16 protein-coding genes are annotated in these 14,500 nt (G+C 49.1%); 14 read left to right on the plus strand and 2 right to left on the minus strand.

What is annotated here, in order from left to right; all coding sequences use genetic code 11:
- Positions 1 to 6: 6 nt before the first annotated feature.
- The 14 genes from HUU10_04005 to glmS all read left to right on the plus strand — a co-directional run bounded on the left by HUU10_04005 (position 7) and on the right by glmS (position 13,422).
- A complete protein-coding gene (locus HUU10_04005) occupies positions 7 to 1,245 on the plus strand; it encodes a response regulator (protein ID NUQ80755.1) in 1,239 nt (412 codons plus the stop codon).
- A gap of 7 nt (positions 1,246 to 1,252) precedes the next feature.
- Positions 1,253 to 1,618 carry a roadblock/LC7 domain-containing protein gene (locus HUU10_04010; protein NUQ80756.1) on the plus strand — a complete coding sequence of 122 codons (366 nt, stop codon included), beginning with the start codon at positions 1,253 to 1,255 and terminating at the stop codon, positions 1,616 to 1,618.
- Between the two features lie 38 nt (positions 1,619 to 1,656).
- The gene (locus tag HUU10_04015; GenBank protein ID NUQ80757.1) at positions 1,657 to 2,469 is read left to right on the plus strand and encodes a GTPase domain-containing protein; all 813 of its coding nucleotides are present in this window, start codon (positions 1,657 to 1,659) and stop codon (positions 2,467 to 2,469) included.
- 103 nt (positions 2,470 to 2,572) lie between these two features.
- Positions 2,573 to 3,280, plus strand: a complete 708-nt coding sequence (locus HUU10_04020) for a 1-acyl-sn-glycerol-3-phosphate acyltransferase (protein ID NUQ80758.1) — start codon at positions 2,573 to 2,575, stop codon at positions 3,278 to 3,280.
- 9 nt (positions 3,281 to 3,289) lie between these two features.
- The gene (gene gatC, locus HUU10_04025) at positions 3,290 to 3,586 is read left to right on the plus strand and encodes an Asp-tRNA(Asn)/Glu-tRNA(Gln) amidotransferase subunit GatC (protein ID NUQ80759.1); all 297 of its coding nucleotides are present in this window, start codon (positions 3,290 to 3,292) and stop codon (positions 3,584 to 3,586) included.
- The gene (gene kdsB / locus HUU10_04030) at positions 3,583 to 4,338 is read left to right on the plus strand and encodes a 3-deoxy-manno-octulosonate cytidylyltransferase (GenBank protein NUQ80760.1); all 756 of its coding nucleotides are present in this window, start codon (positions 3,583 to 3,585) and stop codon (positions 4,336 to 4,338) included. Before gatC ends, kdsB begins: the two co-directional genes overlap by 4 nt.
- An 11-nt stretch (positions 4,339 to 4,349) precedes the next feature.
- Positions 4,350 to 5,978 carry a CTP synthase gene (locus HUU10_04035; GenBank protein ID NUQ80761.1) on the plus strand — a complete coding sequence of 543 codons (1,629 nt, stop codon included), beginning with the start codon at positions 4,350 to 4,352 and terminating at the stop codon, positions 5,976 to 5,978.
- Position 5,979: 1 nt separating this feature from the next.
- Positions 5,980 to 6,813, plus strand: a complete 834-nt coding sequence (kdsA, locus tag HUU10_04040; GenBank protein ID NUQ80762.1) for a 3-deoxy-8-phosphooctulonate synthase — start codon at positions 5,980 to 5,982, stop codon at positions 6,811 to 6,813.
- A gap of 6 nt (positions 6,814 to 6,819) precedes the next feature.
- Complete coding sequence (locus tag HUU10_04045; GenBank protein NUQ80763.1) at positions 6,820 to 7,791, plus strand: KpsF/GutQ family sugar-phosphate isomerase; 972 nt, start codon at positions 6,820 to 6,822, stop codon at positions 7,789 to 7,791.
- Positions 7,791 to 8,321, plus strand: coding sequence for an LPS export ABC transporter periplasmic protein LptC (gene lptC, locus HUU10_04050; GenBank protein ID NUQ80764.1), 531 nt, complete (start codon positions 7,791 to 7,793; stop codon positions 8,319 to 8,321). The genes HUU10_04045 and lptC overlap by 1 nt, the downstream gene beginning before the upstream one ends.
- A complete protein-coding gene (locus HUU10_04055; protein ID NUQ80765.1) occupies positions 8,318 to 9,571 on the plus strand; it encodes a hypothetical protein in 1,254 nt (417 codons plus the stop codon). Before lptC ends, HUU10_04055 begins: the two co-directional genes overlap by 4 nt.
- Entirely contained in the window at positions 9,564 to 10,319 is a 756-nt protein-coding gene (gene lptB, locus HUU10_04060) for an LPS export ABC transporter ATP-binding protein (protein NUQ80766.1), read from the plus strand. Before HUU10_04055 ends, lptB begins: the two co-directional genes overlap by 8 nt.
- 201 nt (positions 10,320 to 10,520) lie before the next feature.
- The gene (gene aroF, locus HUU10_04065) at positions 10,521 to 11,558 is read left to right on the plus strand and encodes a 3-deoxy-7-phosphoheptulonate synthase (GenBank protein NUQ80767.1); all 1,038 of its coding nucleotides are present in this window, start codon (positions 10,521 to 10,523) and stop codon (positions 11,556 to 11,558) included.
- A 25-nt stretch (positions 11,559 to 11,583) separates the two neighbouring features.
- Positions 11,584 to 13,422 (plus strand): glutamine--fructose-6-phosphate transaminase (isomerizing), encoded by a 1,839-nt coding sequence (gene glmS, locus HUU10_04070; protein NUQ80768.1) that lies wholly within the window; start codon positions 11,584 to 11,586, stop codon positions 13,420 to 13,422.
- A gap of 4 nt (positions 13,423 to 13,426) precedes the next feature.
- Here glmS and HUU10_04075 read toward each other — a convergent pair whose 3' ends face one another.
- Together HUU10_04075 and HUU10_04080 are read right to left on the minus strand one after the other, a co-directional pair.
- On the minus strand, positions 13,427 to 13,723 hold the full coding sequence (locus HUU10_04075; protein NUQ80769.1) for a hypothetical protein: 297 nt from the start codon (positions 13,721 to 13,723) through the stop codon (positions 13,427 to 13,429).
- On the minus strand, positions 13,723 to 14,451 hold the full coding sequence (locus tag HUU10_04080; GenBank protein ID NUQ80770.1) for a hypothetical protein: 729 nt from the start codon (positions 14,449 to 14,451) through the stop codon (positions 13,723 to 13,725). Before HUU10_04080 ends, HUU10_04075 begins: the two co-directional genes overlap by 1 nt.
- Positions 14,452 to 14,500 lie beyond the last annotated feature (49 nt).

Consider the following 14,500-nt stretch of genomic DNA (forward strand, 5'->3'; position numbering starts at 1 on the left):
ATTTTTGTGGAAAAGAAAAAGATACTGATCGTTGATGACGAGGAAACCATAGCCTGGGGGATCTCGAAGACCCTCTCACAGTCCGGTGAAATCCCTGTTGAAACTTCCTACACGACCAAGGCCACCGAAGCAGCCACGCTGCTGGCCTCGAACCGGTATGATCTGGTGATCACCGACATCCGGATGCCCGATATGTCCGGAATTGACCTGCTGAAGGAAGTCAAAGACAAATACCCCGAAACGGGTGTTATTATTATGACAGCCTATGGTTCCACCGAGGTTCAGCAGGAAGCCTCTAAGCGGGGCAGCATTTTCTATATTGAGAAACCATTCGATATCAAGGTTCTCAAAAAGGTGATAACCGAATATTTCACCAAGAAGGAAACCGGGGAATCGAAAAAAGAGGTTCAGGATACTCCCGGTGACGATACCTTTAAAGGAAACATTGGAACCCTCCAGTTAATGGATGTGGTCCAGATGAACTGTCTCGGACGGATCACCACCTGTCTGAAGGTCACCGATGGGGCAAGGGACGGTATCATTGTCTTTAAAAAAGGAGACATCGTCCACGCAGAAACCAGTGGAATGGTAGGAAAAGAGGCCTTTTTCAATATTGCTTCCTGGAAAGGTGGCAGTTTTGATATGCTCAATGAGATCCCATCACAGGTGACCATCATCGATCATTGGGAACAACTGCTAATTGAAGCCCTGCAGGTTTTGGATGACGGTAGTCAGGATAACATTGCCGGAGATGATTTTGACTTTGATTTCGGGCAGCCCCCTTCAGGGACGACCCTTGCTGCTGCTCCATCCGAACCGGAAGTACCCCAGGCACCCGTCAGTCCGGTTGAGGCACAAGGTGATCTGCTGCCATCTGAATTACCAGCCGATGATACCAGCACACTTCTGGACCGTTTGATGAAGATGGTGTCTGCTGAAGCGGTGTTTATCATGACACCAGACGGATTTGTCATTGATCGGAAAATCAGAAATTCTGATCTGAAGATTGAACAGTCGGGTGAAATCATTTCCAGGTCCCTGTCCGCATTTATCGAACTGGGAAATTCCATGGCTTCCGGCGACCTGAACCGTGTGGTGATGTCATACATGGATAAGTATCTGGTGGTGAAGGCCATTCCAAACAGCGAACTGCTGTTTGTTGTGCTGACCCCGATCTCCCAGAAACTGGAAAGTATCCTTCCGGTTGTTGATAAAGAAGCTCAAAATCTCACGAATCTGATATAGGATTGTTATGTCGACCAGCTTAAAAGATGTTTTGCAGCCATTGACTTCCATGGAAACCGTATTGGGTGTTGTTCTGGTCGATCCGGATGGATTGGTCATGGAATCCACCTTTCCGACAGACACTGACCCGGAATTACTGGCTTCAGTCTATGCCATACTTGACCTGAATATCAAGGGCCAACTTGGTAAACTGGGTGAGTCGGCAAACCAGGTTTTCTTTTCAACAGGGGATAAACTGATTCTGATTCAAAAGATTGAAGATGTTATCTTAGTATTGTATACTCGCAAATCTGACCTGGCAGAGTTGCAGAGTCGCTTACTTTCAACCGGAACCAAAGTTATCGAATTTTTGAACCTGTCATCGGCTGTATAAGCCTGAGACGGGTCAGATTGTAATATAAAGAGGTTATTATGGCATCAATTAATTATGCAAACCGGGAAATCGTAATCAAGATTGTTTATTACGGTCCCGGTCTCAGTGGAAAAACAACTAACCTTCAGGTGATTCACCAGAACGTTCCGGATAACACCCGCGGAAACATGATTTCCCTGGCAACGGAAGCTGACCGGACCCTCTTTTTCGACTTACTTCCTCTGAATCTTGGAAGTGTAAAAGGGTTCAATACCAAGTTTCAGTTGTATACCGTTCCCGGACAGGTGTATTACAATGCCACCCGTAAGCTGGTATTAAAAGGGGTTGACGGTGTGGTTTTTGTTGCGGATTCCACACAGGGAAAGATGAACGAAAACATTGAATCACTCCAGAACCTGAAGGATAACCTTGCTGAGTATGGAATTGATTTGAATAATTTCCCGCTGGTCTTACAATACAACAAACGGGATCTTCAGAACATTTTCACGGTGGATGAGCTTAACAAGGCGCTCAACCCGAACAATGTTCCTTTTGTTGAAGCGTCGGTTATCAAAAACATCGGTGTTTTTGAAGTTCTGAAAGCTATCAGCCGTGAAACGCTTGCCCGTATTAACAAACAATCTACACCGGCCACTCCCGGACAGGCACAGGCACCTGCTGCCCAACCAGCACCCACACCGGCTCCGCAACCAGCACCCGCAGCTGCGGCTCCTCAACCGGCTCCGCAGCCTGCACCTGCAGCTCAACCTGCACCTGCAGCCCAGCCTGCCCAGCAACCGGCTCAACCCGGTCAGCCGCAGCAGGGAGGGGCCTTCTTCAAGAATCTCATCAATAAGATGGACAACAAATAAAAAAAGGCCGGGTAACCGGCCTTTTTTGTTTCTCACCTTAACATGGCTTCCGGTTTATTTACTGATAACCGGTCGCTATCTTTGACATTTTTCAAATAATACTATGCTTCGAACCATCTGGGCCGGCCTCATTATCGTTCCGTGGACTGCTATTTGTGCCACACTCTCTTTTTTTGGTGGAATTCTGATTCCACAGGGAAGGGGATATCACCAAATGGCCCGTTTATGGTCAGCCGTTATTGTCCCGGTCATTGGCATACGATTAAAAGTGACAGGTCTTGAGCATCTGGACCGGAATCAGCAGTATGTTTTTGTGTCGAATCATTCGAGTGCCATCGACATTCCTGTTGTGGTTCACAGTATCCCCTGGCAGATCAGACTGGTTGCGAAAAAGGAATTGGCGTGGGTGCCCTTTTTAGGCTGGTCGCTTGTTTGGGGTGATTACCTGCTTATTGACCGGAAGAACCGGTCCAATTCTAAAAAGTCACTGGATGCTGCGGCCCATAAATTAAAGAATGGTCGTTCCATATTTATGTTTGCAGAGGGCACCCGAAGCAGGGATGGAAAAATTGGTCCCTTTAAAAGCGGTCCCTTTCTGGTTGCTCTGTGGGCTCAGGTTCCGGTTGTTCCCATCACGCTGAATTTTACGCATTCCATCATGGAGAAAAATTCGCTCCGGGTAAAGGGCGGAGTGGTTGAGGTTCATATCAGCCCGCCAATTCAGACCACCGGAAAAACGGAAGCAGACCGGAAGGAAATCGTCGATTCTGCATGGAAAGCCGTTATCAGTCATCACCAATTAACCGAATAGAGAAACACCATGTCAGTTACCCTTAAGGATGTTCAGTACATCGCAGCGTTGGCTCATCTTGAGTTTACTCAGGCCGAAACAGAAGCGATGCAAAAGGATATGAATGCGGTTCTGGAATACATGGAACAGCTCGGACAGGTGGACACCTCCGGTGTGGAGCCACTCAGATCCATGACCGGAGAACTTGAGAATGTTTTTCGTGATGATGAGGAAAAGCCCTGCCTTCCGAATGAAACTGCTCTTTCAAATGCACCGGCAAAACTGGGCCCCTTTTTCAGGGTTCCCAAGGTGATTGAACAGTTGTGAAAACTGCAATTATCATTCCGGCCAGACTCGCATCAACACGATTACCAGGAAAACCCCTTAAACTGATCGGTCCGGAACCGATGATTTTGCATGTCTGCCGCCGCGCATCGGAATGCCGTGGTGTGGATGAAGTCTGGGTGGCCACTGACCATCCGGAAATTCACAAGGTGGTGGTTTCTTCTGGCTTCCGGTCGGTCATGACTCGCCCGGACCACGAGACCGGAACAGACCGGCTGGCAGAGGCGAATGCCAGTATCGGTGCCGATATTGTGGTGAATGTGCAGGGAGACGAACCTTTTATTGATCCGCATTCAATTGAGAAGGCACTGGTTCCTTTTCAGCAGAACGACGGACCCGATATGACCACTCTTGCCACCCGGTTTTCCAACCAAACCGATATTGCCAATCCGAACTTCCCGAAGGTGGTTCTGAATAATCGATCAGAGGCCATTTACTTCAGCCGGTCCGTGGTCCCTTTTCCCCGGGATCAACGTCCGGACCATCCTTCTGACTATCCCTTTCTGAAACACATCGGGTTGTATGCCTACCGTCAGCAGGTTCTGAAATCCCTGGCTTCATTACCAGCCGTTCCTCTGGAAATGACCGAGAAACTGGAACAACTGCGGGCCTTGTATTATGGATTCAGAATCGGAGTGGTGGAAGTGGAGTCGACTGGATTGTCGGTCGATACTCCTGAAGACCTGGAAGCGGCTAACCAGTATTACAGATTAAAGGAATCAGGAAAAGTATGAACCGTCGTCCAGTGACCAAACTCATTTTTGTAACCGGTGGGGTGGTATCAAGTCTGGGAAAAGGAATTCTGGTATCCTCGCTCGGCCTGTTGCTGAAAAGCAGAGGGTTGCGGGTGACCATTCAAAAATTTGATCCTTACATCAACGTGGATGCCGGAACCATGTCGCCTTATCAGCACGGTGAGGTGTATGTGACCGATGATGGCGCCGAGACCGATCTGGATCTTGGGCATTATGAACGGTATCTCGATGAAAGCACCACTCAGGCAAATAATGTGACGACTGGCCGGATTTACAATTCGGTGATTCAGAAAGAACGCCGGGGTGATTATCTCGGTGCAACGGTTCAGGTGGTTCCGCACATCACCGATGAAATCAAAATGCGCATGCTTGATCTGGCCCAGTTGCAGGAGTTCGATGTGGTTCTGATCGAAATCGGTGGCACTGTGGGGGACATTGAATCCTTGCCGTTTCTTGAAGCCATGCGGCAGATCATCATTGAAAGAGGAAAAAAGCATGTGATTAACATTCACCTGACCTTGCTTCCTTACATCAAAAGCGCAGGTGAAGTAAAAACAAAACCGACACAATACTCGGTTAAAACCATGCTTGGTATCGGCATTCAGCCTGATATTCTTGCCTGCCGTACCGAACGGCGAATGGGCAAGGACCTGAAGAAAAAGATTGCTTTGTTCTGCAATGTGGAAGTGGACTCGGTTATTGAAAGCCGGGATGCTGAAACCATTTATGAGGTTCCGCTTTTATTACACAAAGAGCGGTTGGATGATATTGTACTTGAAAAGTTAAACATGCATGCCAAAGATCCGTTTCTGAACGAATGGACCGCCATTGTGGACCGGATCAAGAATCCGGCAGACGGACGCATCCGAATCGGGATTTGCGGTAAGTACACCGAATATCTGGACGCCTATAAATCCATCATTGAAGCATTTGTTCATGCCAGTGCCCACCACAATGTGAAGATTGATTTTGAGTGGATCAATGCCGAGCATGTCGAACGGGATGGTGCTGAAAAATACATTCAGGCCCTGCATGGTGTGTTGATTGCACCGGGATTCGGCGATCGTGGTATTGAAGGCAAAATCCGGACTGCCCAATATGTCCGGGAACGCGGAATCCCATTTTTTGGTATCTGTCTGGGTATGCAGGTTGCGGTGATTGAATTCGCCCGGAACGTCTGTCAGCTGAAAGGGGCTGATAGTACCGAATTCAAACCCAAGACCAAGTTTCCGGTTGTTCACTTTCTTCCGGGACAGAAGGATAAGACCGAAAAAGGCGGAACCATGCGTCTTGGGGCCTATCCCTGCCGTTTAAAACCCGGAACACTGGCTCACCGGATTTATTCTTCTGAATTTATCCATGAGCGTCACCGGCACCGGTATGAAATCAACAATAAATACATCGATCAATTTGAAGCGGCGGGCCTGGTCTTTTCGGGAAAAAGCCCGGATGGTCATCTGATGGAAATGGTGGAATATCCGGCTCACCGGTTTTATGTCGGATGCCAGTTCCATCCGGAATACCGGTCACGGGTCGCCAACCCTCATCCGCTGTTTGCTTCATTTGTTCAGGCTTCAAAGAAGTACCGCAATGACATGGTTCCGGTAAAAGGAGAGTGAAATGAAAGTCGTGGAATCCGGAAATATCAGAATCGGATCGGGTGAACCCCCGGTTCTGTTTGCAGGTCCCTGTGTGGTGGAGAGCAAAGACCTTGCTTTTCGTACGGCCGATCATATAAGGAAAACGGCCGAGAAACACGGATTTCGTGTGGTTTACAAATCGTCCTACAAAAAGGCGAACCGATCCAGCGTCAAATCCTTTGCTTCGATGGGAACAGATGAATCACTTGCCATCCTGCAGGCGGTGAAAAAGGAATTCGGATTGCAGATTCTGACTGATATCCATACCGAACAGGAGGCCTCGGTGGCCGCTGAGGTTGCAGATATTCTTCAGATTCCTGCTTTTTTATGTCGTCAGACTGATCTTTTACTGGCAGCCGGTGAGACCGGGAAGGTGGTCAATATTAAAAAAGGGCAGTTTCTGGCACCCCAGGAAATGCAATATGCGGCAGAAAAGGTTGAATCAACCGGAAATAAGCGGGTTTTGTTGTGTGAGCGCGGGACGACATTTGGATATGGCAACCTCGTGGTCGACATGCGTGGACTGGAAATCATGCGGAATCTGGGATATCCGGTTGTGATGGATTGCACCCACTCTGTTCAGCTTCCGGGGACTGCCGGTGGGAAGTCTGGCGGCCAGCCTGAGTTTATTTTCGCCATTGCCAGAGCAGCAGCAGCAGTCGGTGTGGATGCCTTCTTCATGGAAACCCATCCCGATCCGGCCAGGGCCCTTTCTGACTCGACCACCCAATTGGAAATGGCCCGTCTGGATAGTCTGCTTCGACAGATCCGGGTGATTTCTGATGCAGTCCGGTCGGTCGGAGTGATGGACTGATCCGCTATGAGTGAGTCTATCAGGGAAAGTGGTCTCAAAACCATCGATATTGAAAGCCGGGAAATCGCCCGGCTGCGAGAGAGAATTGACGATCAATTTGTCAAAGCTGTTCAACTGATCCTGGGCTTGAAGGGCCGTCTGGTTGTAACCGGTGTCGGGAAATCCGGTATCATTGCCCAGAAAATTGTGGCCACCCTTAATTCGACAGGAACTCCGGGAATGTACCTGCATCCCACCGATGCAGTTCATGGTGATCTTGGCATGGTTCGTTCTGGCGATGCAGTTATTGCCATTTCTAAAAGCGGCGCCAGTGAAGAGATCGTTCACTTGCTCCCGTTATTCAAGCGGATTCCGGTGCCCGTTATTGCAATGGTTGGCAAATTGAATTCGAAAATGGCTTCCATGGCAGATATTGTTCTCGATATCAGTGTACAGGAAGAAGCATGTCCTCATGATCTGGCTCCCACTTCATCAACCACCGCCACGCTGGTTATGGGCGATGCACTTGCAGTTGCCCTGCTCGAAGCCAGGCAATTTACCCGTGAGGATTTTGCCTACTTTCATCCCGGCGGATCGCTGGGGCGCCGTCTGCTGCTGACGGTAAAAGAATTCATGGTATCAGGCCCTGAACTGCCTGTGCTTCCGCCGGAAACCCCGGTGAAGGAGGTCTTGTTTACCATCACGAGTAAACGACTCGGCGCCTGTCTGATAACCGATCCTGATGGTAATCTGCTCGGAATTGTGACCGATGGCGACATCCGTCGTGCACTAGAAAAACATGGTTCCATCTTTGAACTGAAGGCCGGTGAGATTATGGGTCACCATCCGAAAACCATCTCGGTTGATACACTGGCCAGTACAGCTCTTAATAAAATGGAAGCCTTTAATATCACCCAACTGGTGGTTCTGGACGAAAACGGAAGACCTGTTGGAATTGTCCATATTCATGAACTGATCAAAGCCGGACTTCACTCCTGATGAGGTTTCTTTTTGCACTGATGGCTGCCTTCCTGGCCGCCTGTGGTTCCCCGGAACAGAAAGTGGTTACCGAATACCTGGCGTCGGATGCTCCCACCAACCAGTTGTGGGATATGGAAACCATGATAACCGATTCGGGTGTGGCCAAATCAAAGATCAAGGCCGGTTATGCTGCCAAATACGGCCGTGCGGGTGACAGCCGGACTTTTCTGGACTCCAGTGTTTATGTCGAGAATTATGACGATGCCGGAAACATTACATCGGTTCTGACCTGCCAGCGCGGAATCATTGATGATGTGACCAAGGATATGGAAGCGTTTAACAAAGTGAAGGTGGTGAATTCGGATGGCACCATTCTCGAGTCGGAGTATCTGAAGTTTACTCAATCAACCGGCCTTCTTTCCTCTGATAAATTTGTAACCATCACCAAACCCGACCAGGTTCTGCGAGGAACAGGCTTTGAGTCGGACCGGAATATCAGAAATTTCAGGATTTTCAAGGCCAGCGGCGAAGTGGATGTGAAAAAATGAGGTTCCTGGTTCTCTCTGGTATTCTGCTGCTCCTTTCCCCGGTTGTCACGGCCCAGTCTGGTGATCTGGTTAAGCTGATTTATGCAGAAAAATTTTCGGGAACGGTGATCAACGGAGAGGCTGTCCGGATTTTTGAAGGTAACGTTCATGTGGAACGGGATGGGGTCAACCTGTATTGCAACCGGATGACGGAGTTTACCTCTCAGAATGTGGTTCATGCCGTTGGGAACGTAAAAATTATTGATGGAAATGAAACCCTGACTTCCGATTTCGGGAAATACTATCCAGAAACCCGGTTTACCGAGGTAACCCGGAATGTCAGACTGGTGTCGGGCAGCAACACCCTGACCAGTGAATCGGGGCAGTTTTCATTTCTGACAAACAAAGCCAAATTCTGGAAAAACACCCGAATGGTGGATTCAACAGGAACCATCATACTGGCTGATACCCTATTCTATGACCGTCAAACCCGTCAGAGCCGGTTGGTTGGTGGGGTCTCTATTGAATCACCCGCAGACCGGACCCTGATCCTCGGGTCAGAGGCCGATCATGATGCCCGGACGTTACAGTCGGCGATCACCGGTCGTCCGTTGTTTATTCAATGGCCGGAAGATGCCACAGGAGATACCCTTTTTATAAGCGGGACGAGATTGTTTGCAGACCGACGGGACTCGGTTAATCAATTCAAAGCCATGGGAAAGGCTCGTTTTCTTCAGGGAAATCTGGCCGCAGATTCGGATACCATGCTAATCTACCGCTCGACCGGTTTGATTGATCTTCGCCGGAATCCGCAGGTTTGGTTTGAAAACAATCAGGTAACTGCCGATACGATACATATTCTGACCAATGGAAATGAACTTCGAGAAATGCGGTGCTTCGGTACCGGTTTTTCTGCCTCAGTCTATGATTCTGTCAATGGAAAGTTCAACCAGATGAAGGGCCAGTCCCTGATCTATCGTTTTATGGAACGAAAAATCTGGCAGATCGAGGTGAATGGAACTGCCGAGAGTATTTATCATCTTGATGATCAGGGACAACCATCCGGTGCGAATGAAATCAGCGGGGATCGTCTTCTGATCTTTTTTTCGGCGGGCGAGGTTGACCGGATCCGGGTAACTGGTGGGGTAGAAGGCAAATTGTTACCCGAGAAACAGATCGTTACTGATCCCGTTCGGTTACGGGGTTTTTCATGGAATGCAGACCGGAGACCAACCCGGCAGGAATTTTACAGGACACGTGTTCATGAGTGAATCAGCAACTGGCAGCCTGACCCTCCGGGGTGAAAATCTGGTGAAGCAATATGGTAAAAGAAAGGTCGTAAAAGGCGTTTCTGTTGATGTGCGGCAGGGCGAAATTGTCGGATTGCTGGGACCGAATGGAGCAGGGAAAACCACCACTTTTTACATGATCACCGGGATGGTCAAACCATCTGATGGCCGTATTTATATCAATGAAACCGATGTGACCCGCGATCCCATGTTCATCAGGGCACAAAAGGGAATCGGTTACCTGCCACAGGAAGCATCGGTCTTCAGAAAACTGTCTGTGGAAGATAACATACTTTCCATTCTTCAGTTTATGCCGCTTTCAAAGGCACAGCGGAAAGAGAGAACCGATCAGTTGCTGGAAGACTTTAATATCACTCACATCAGAAAGTCATTGGGTTACATGCTTTCCGGCGGTGAACGTCGCCGGTGTGAAATAGCCCGGGCGTTGGCTTCAGATCCGAAATTCATCCTTCTTGATGAACCATTTGCCGGCGTCGACCCCATTGCGGTCGAAGATATTCAGGGAATCGTGGCCAGTCTGAAAAACCGTGGAATTGGTGTTCTGATCACCGACCACAATGTTCATGAAACCCTCAGCATCACCGACCGGGCCTATCTGCTTTTCGATGGATCGATCCTGTTACAGGGTACTGCCGAACATCTGGCCCAGGATGAAAAAGCACGTCAACTGTATCTGGGAGAAAAATTTACCCTCGAACGATACAAATGAATTTGCTCCGATCGGGTTCGCAGGCTTATCTTTCAGCATGACATTTCCTACGTCTTTTACGACAGTCCGGTTTTATCGTAATTGGTCCAGCCTCTATTGGGCGTAAGCCCGACATATTTTCCTCCCCAGATCAACCCCGGTCTGCATTGACAGATCACGAAAAACCAGAACTCACAAAAAGATGTCAGAGGCAAAAATTTTATGGTCGTAGTTTTAGAAAAAAATGCAAGTGAAACCGATATCCAGCAGGTGATCGGATTTCTGAATTCCTTTGGTTTTGATGTTCACCGCAGCAGTGGCGTCAGTCAGACGGTATTGGGTGCCATTGGGGTGAAACCCGATTTTGATATGAGACAGGTTCAGCTGCTCAGCGGGGTCGACAAGGTGTTCCGGGTAACCGAACCTTATAAACTGGCTTCCCGTTCCTTTAATCCGCATGGAACCATTCTGGATATCAAAGGGGTGAAAATCGGAGGCCCGGGCGTGGTTCTGATGGCCGGACCGTGCAGTGTCGAAAGCGAAGAACAGATTCACACGGTGGCTGCCCATGTTGCAAGGCAGGGCGCGGTTATCCTGCGCGGAGGCGCCTTTAAACCCCGGTCATCACCTTACACCTTTCAGGGACTGGGTGAAGAAGGTCTCAGGCTCATGCGTGAGGCAGCCGATAAATACGGACTTCTGGTCATCACCGAAGTTATGGACAGTTCTCAGATTGATCTGATTGGAAAATATGCCGACATTTTCCAGATCGGTGCCAGGAACATGCAGAATTTTAATCTGCTGAAGGATATAGGAAAAACACGTGTGCCGGTGATGCTGAAGCGTGGACTCTCGGCCACCATAGATGAATGGCTGATGTCGGCCGAATATCTGCTGGCCAACGGGAATCATCAGGTTATGTTGTGTGAACGGGGAATCAGGACCTTTGAAACCGCCACCAGAAATACCATGGATATTTCAGCCATTCCGGTGATTCATAAAAAATCGCACCTTCCGATTATTGCAGATCCATCCCACGGAGTGGGCATCCGGGATAAGGTAATACCCATGGGACGTGCCGCGATTGCAGCTGGTGCTGATGGTCTGATCATAGAGGTTCATCATGATCCGGAACATGCCCGGTCGGATGGACCACAGAGTTTGTATCCCGACCAGTTCACCGATCTGGCCCGTCAGGTGCGTGCCATTGCACAAGCCATTGACCGCCATGTTTTTGAATTTGCTCAGGCACCCCTTTAATCAATTCACCTAATTCGGATTTACCATGTGTGGAATTATCGGATACATTGGCCAGAAAAATGCCCTTGATGTGATTCTGACCGGACTGAAGCGGATGGAGTACCGGGGGTATGATTCCACCGGTGTGGCTCTGTATCGTGATGGGGGAATCACCATCCGTAAAAAGAAGGGAAAAGTTTCTGATCTGGAACAGACTCTGAATCGTTCTGATCTGACTTCCACACTTGGAATCGGGCATACCCGGTGGGCTACTCACGGGCAACCCAACGACACCAATGCCCATCCACACATGGATACATCCGGCACGGTTGCAGTTATCCACAATGGAATTATCGAAAATTATGCCACTCTGAAAAAGGAATTAATCGCCAAAGGCCACCAATTCAGGTCCGAGACCGATACGGAAGTGGTGGCTCAGTTGATTGAATCCATTCATACCGCTAATCCGCATCTGAAACTGGATGAAGCTGTGGCAGTCATGCTCACCGAAATTACCGGTACCTACGGACTGGTGATCACCTCGACCTGGGATCCCGAGAAAATTGTGGTTGCCAGAAAGGGCAGTCCGATGATTCTGGGTATTGGAGATGGTGAATATTTCGCCGTTTCAGATGCCTCTGCCATCATTGAACACACCCGCGATGTCATTTACCTGAATGATGGTGAGATGGCAGTCCTTACACGCGAAACCTACTCGGTCCGTGACATGTCCAACAGGCAATTACCTGCCACCGTCGATACCATCAACTATGATCTGGATCAGATCGAAAAAGGTGGATATCCTCATTTCATGCTGAAAGAAATCTTTGAGCAACCCGAGTCGATTTTCAATTCGATGCGTGGCCGTATTGATTATGATGGTCTGACCGTCCGGTTAGGCGGGGTTAGCATGCATCTGGGGCGGTTGCTGAGAGCAAGACGAATCCTGATTGCTGCCTGCGGGACTTCCTGGCATGCTTCTCTGGTTGGTGAGTACCTGCTGGAAGAATACGCAAAAATTCCTGTTGAAGTGGAATATGCCTCCGAGTTCCGGTACCGGAATCCGATCATCTATCCGGATGATGTGGTGATTGTCATATCACAGTCCGGAGAAACAGCCGATACCCTGGCTGCGGCCCGTGAGGCTAAATCAAAAGGCGCTCTCGTCGTTGGCATTGTCAATGTAGTGGGATCCACCATTGCCAGAGAGACCGATTGCGGGGTATACATCCATGCCGGACCCGAAATCGGAGTGGCTTCAACCAAAGCATTCACCGCACAGGTCACTGTGCTGGCGCAGATTGCGCTTTTGCTTGGTACGTATACCGGACTCGAAATTAACAAAAGGCGGGAGTTTGTTCAGGCTCTCAGGGATATTCCCGATCTGGTTCGTCGTACGCTTGAATTGAATCCGGAAATTGAATCAATCGCCCACCAATACCATCTGTCGGCGAATTTTCTCTATCTGGGCCGGGGTTATAATTTCCCGGTTGCCCTGGAAGGCGCTCTTAAGCTGAAGGAGATTTCTTATATCCACGCGGAAGGTTATCCGGCTGCTGAGATGAAGCATGGCCCGATTGCCCTTATTGATGAGAACATGCCGGTTGTGTTTATTGCCATCAAAGATTCCACATATCATAAAGTGGTATCCAATATTGAGGAAGTCAGGGCCAGGAAAGGGAAGGTGATCGCCATCGCAACCGAAGGGGATGATCAGATTGACCGGCTTGCTGAACATGTGATCCGGATTCCCAATACCATTGAACCCCTGACCCCGCTTCTGACCAGCATTCCGCTTCAGCTGTTATCCTATCACATTGCTGTGATGCGCAATTGTAATGTGGATCAGCCGAGGAATCTTGCCAAATCGGTAACAGTCGAATAGACGTTTACTCTTCAGGCAGGGTTGTTTCTGATTTTTTGGTGATAGCCAGACGGGCTTTTTCATCCTCGATGTAATCGCGGACCGCTGGCTTCATAATCACCGACTCCAGATTCATACTGCTGTATATTCTCGCCAGAATGACAATCCGGGCCTCGGGAGGAATCCGTTTGTTGATAAGAATCATTTTCTGATCATTCAGCACACAATTTCCACCCGAAAAATCTCCGAACTCATACCGGATCCGGTAACCCAGATCGGTGGCCAGTTTTTCAAGCTCCGTAAGCAGTTCCTGTTTTCGCATTACCAGCATACTCCTGCAGTTAATCCGGTGTACCAAAGGTTAAAATCACCGGGATCACGTTCAAATTTCCACTTTTCATAAGAGCCAAATCCGCCAATGGCCAATCCGAATTCACCATACAGATCGGGAAAAGCCAGAACGATGCGGAAGGAAGTGGCGCTGAGGGTTCCATTATAATCGGTCAGCTCCTGAAAGGCCAGTCCGGCAGAGACCAGCCAGTTGGCAGAAAGCTGAGCAAAATCAAAAGACCGGGTCATTCCCAGGCCGGTCACCAGTTCAATCGATGAACCGTTCAGACGGGTTTCCGGATTGTCTCCGGGACGTTTCCACTGGGTGAAACGGCTCGATACTTCCATCGGGACAACCAGGAGACCGCGGGTTTTCAACAGTTGAAACTCGGTGAGTCTCAGGCCTGCCAGTCCGGATAAAAAGGAGGATCTGCCCGAATCCGAGTCATGAGATCCACGGAAAAACCCGAACCTGGTTCCATGAAACTGACCTTCCAGCACGCCCAGGATCGGGGATGCTTCTGTTGACAACCCAACCAGATCGCGATCCGAGGCAACCGTGGAAAGTGCCATTCCTGCGCCGATCCAGTTATAAACCGGCTCTGAATCGAATGCAGACTCGAATGACTGCGAACGTGCACCTGCCGAAAACAAAAAGGTGAGAACCAGGATACCGGGCAGTCGTCTGGTAATAACTGAAGCTCTTGGGATTTTATTCATAATTTACTATTTTAATTTACCAAAATGCATATAAAAAAAGAATCCAACC

The sequence above is a fragment of the Bacteroidota bacterium genome, from assembly GCA_013360915.1.
Classification (GTDB): domain Bacteria; phylum Bacteroidota; class JABWAT01; order JABWAT01; family JABWAT01; genus JABWAT01.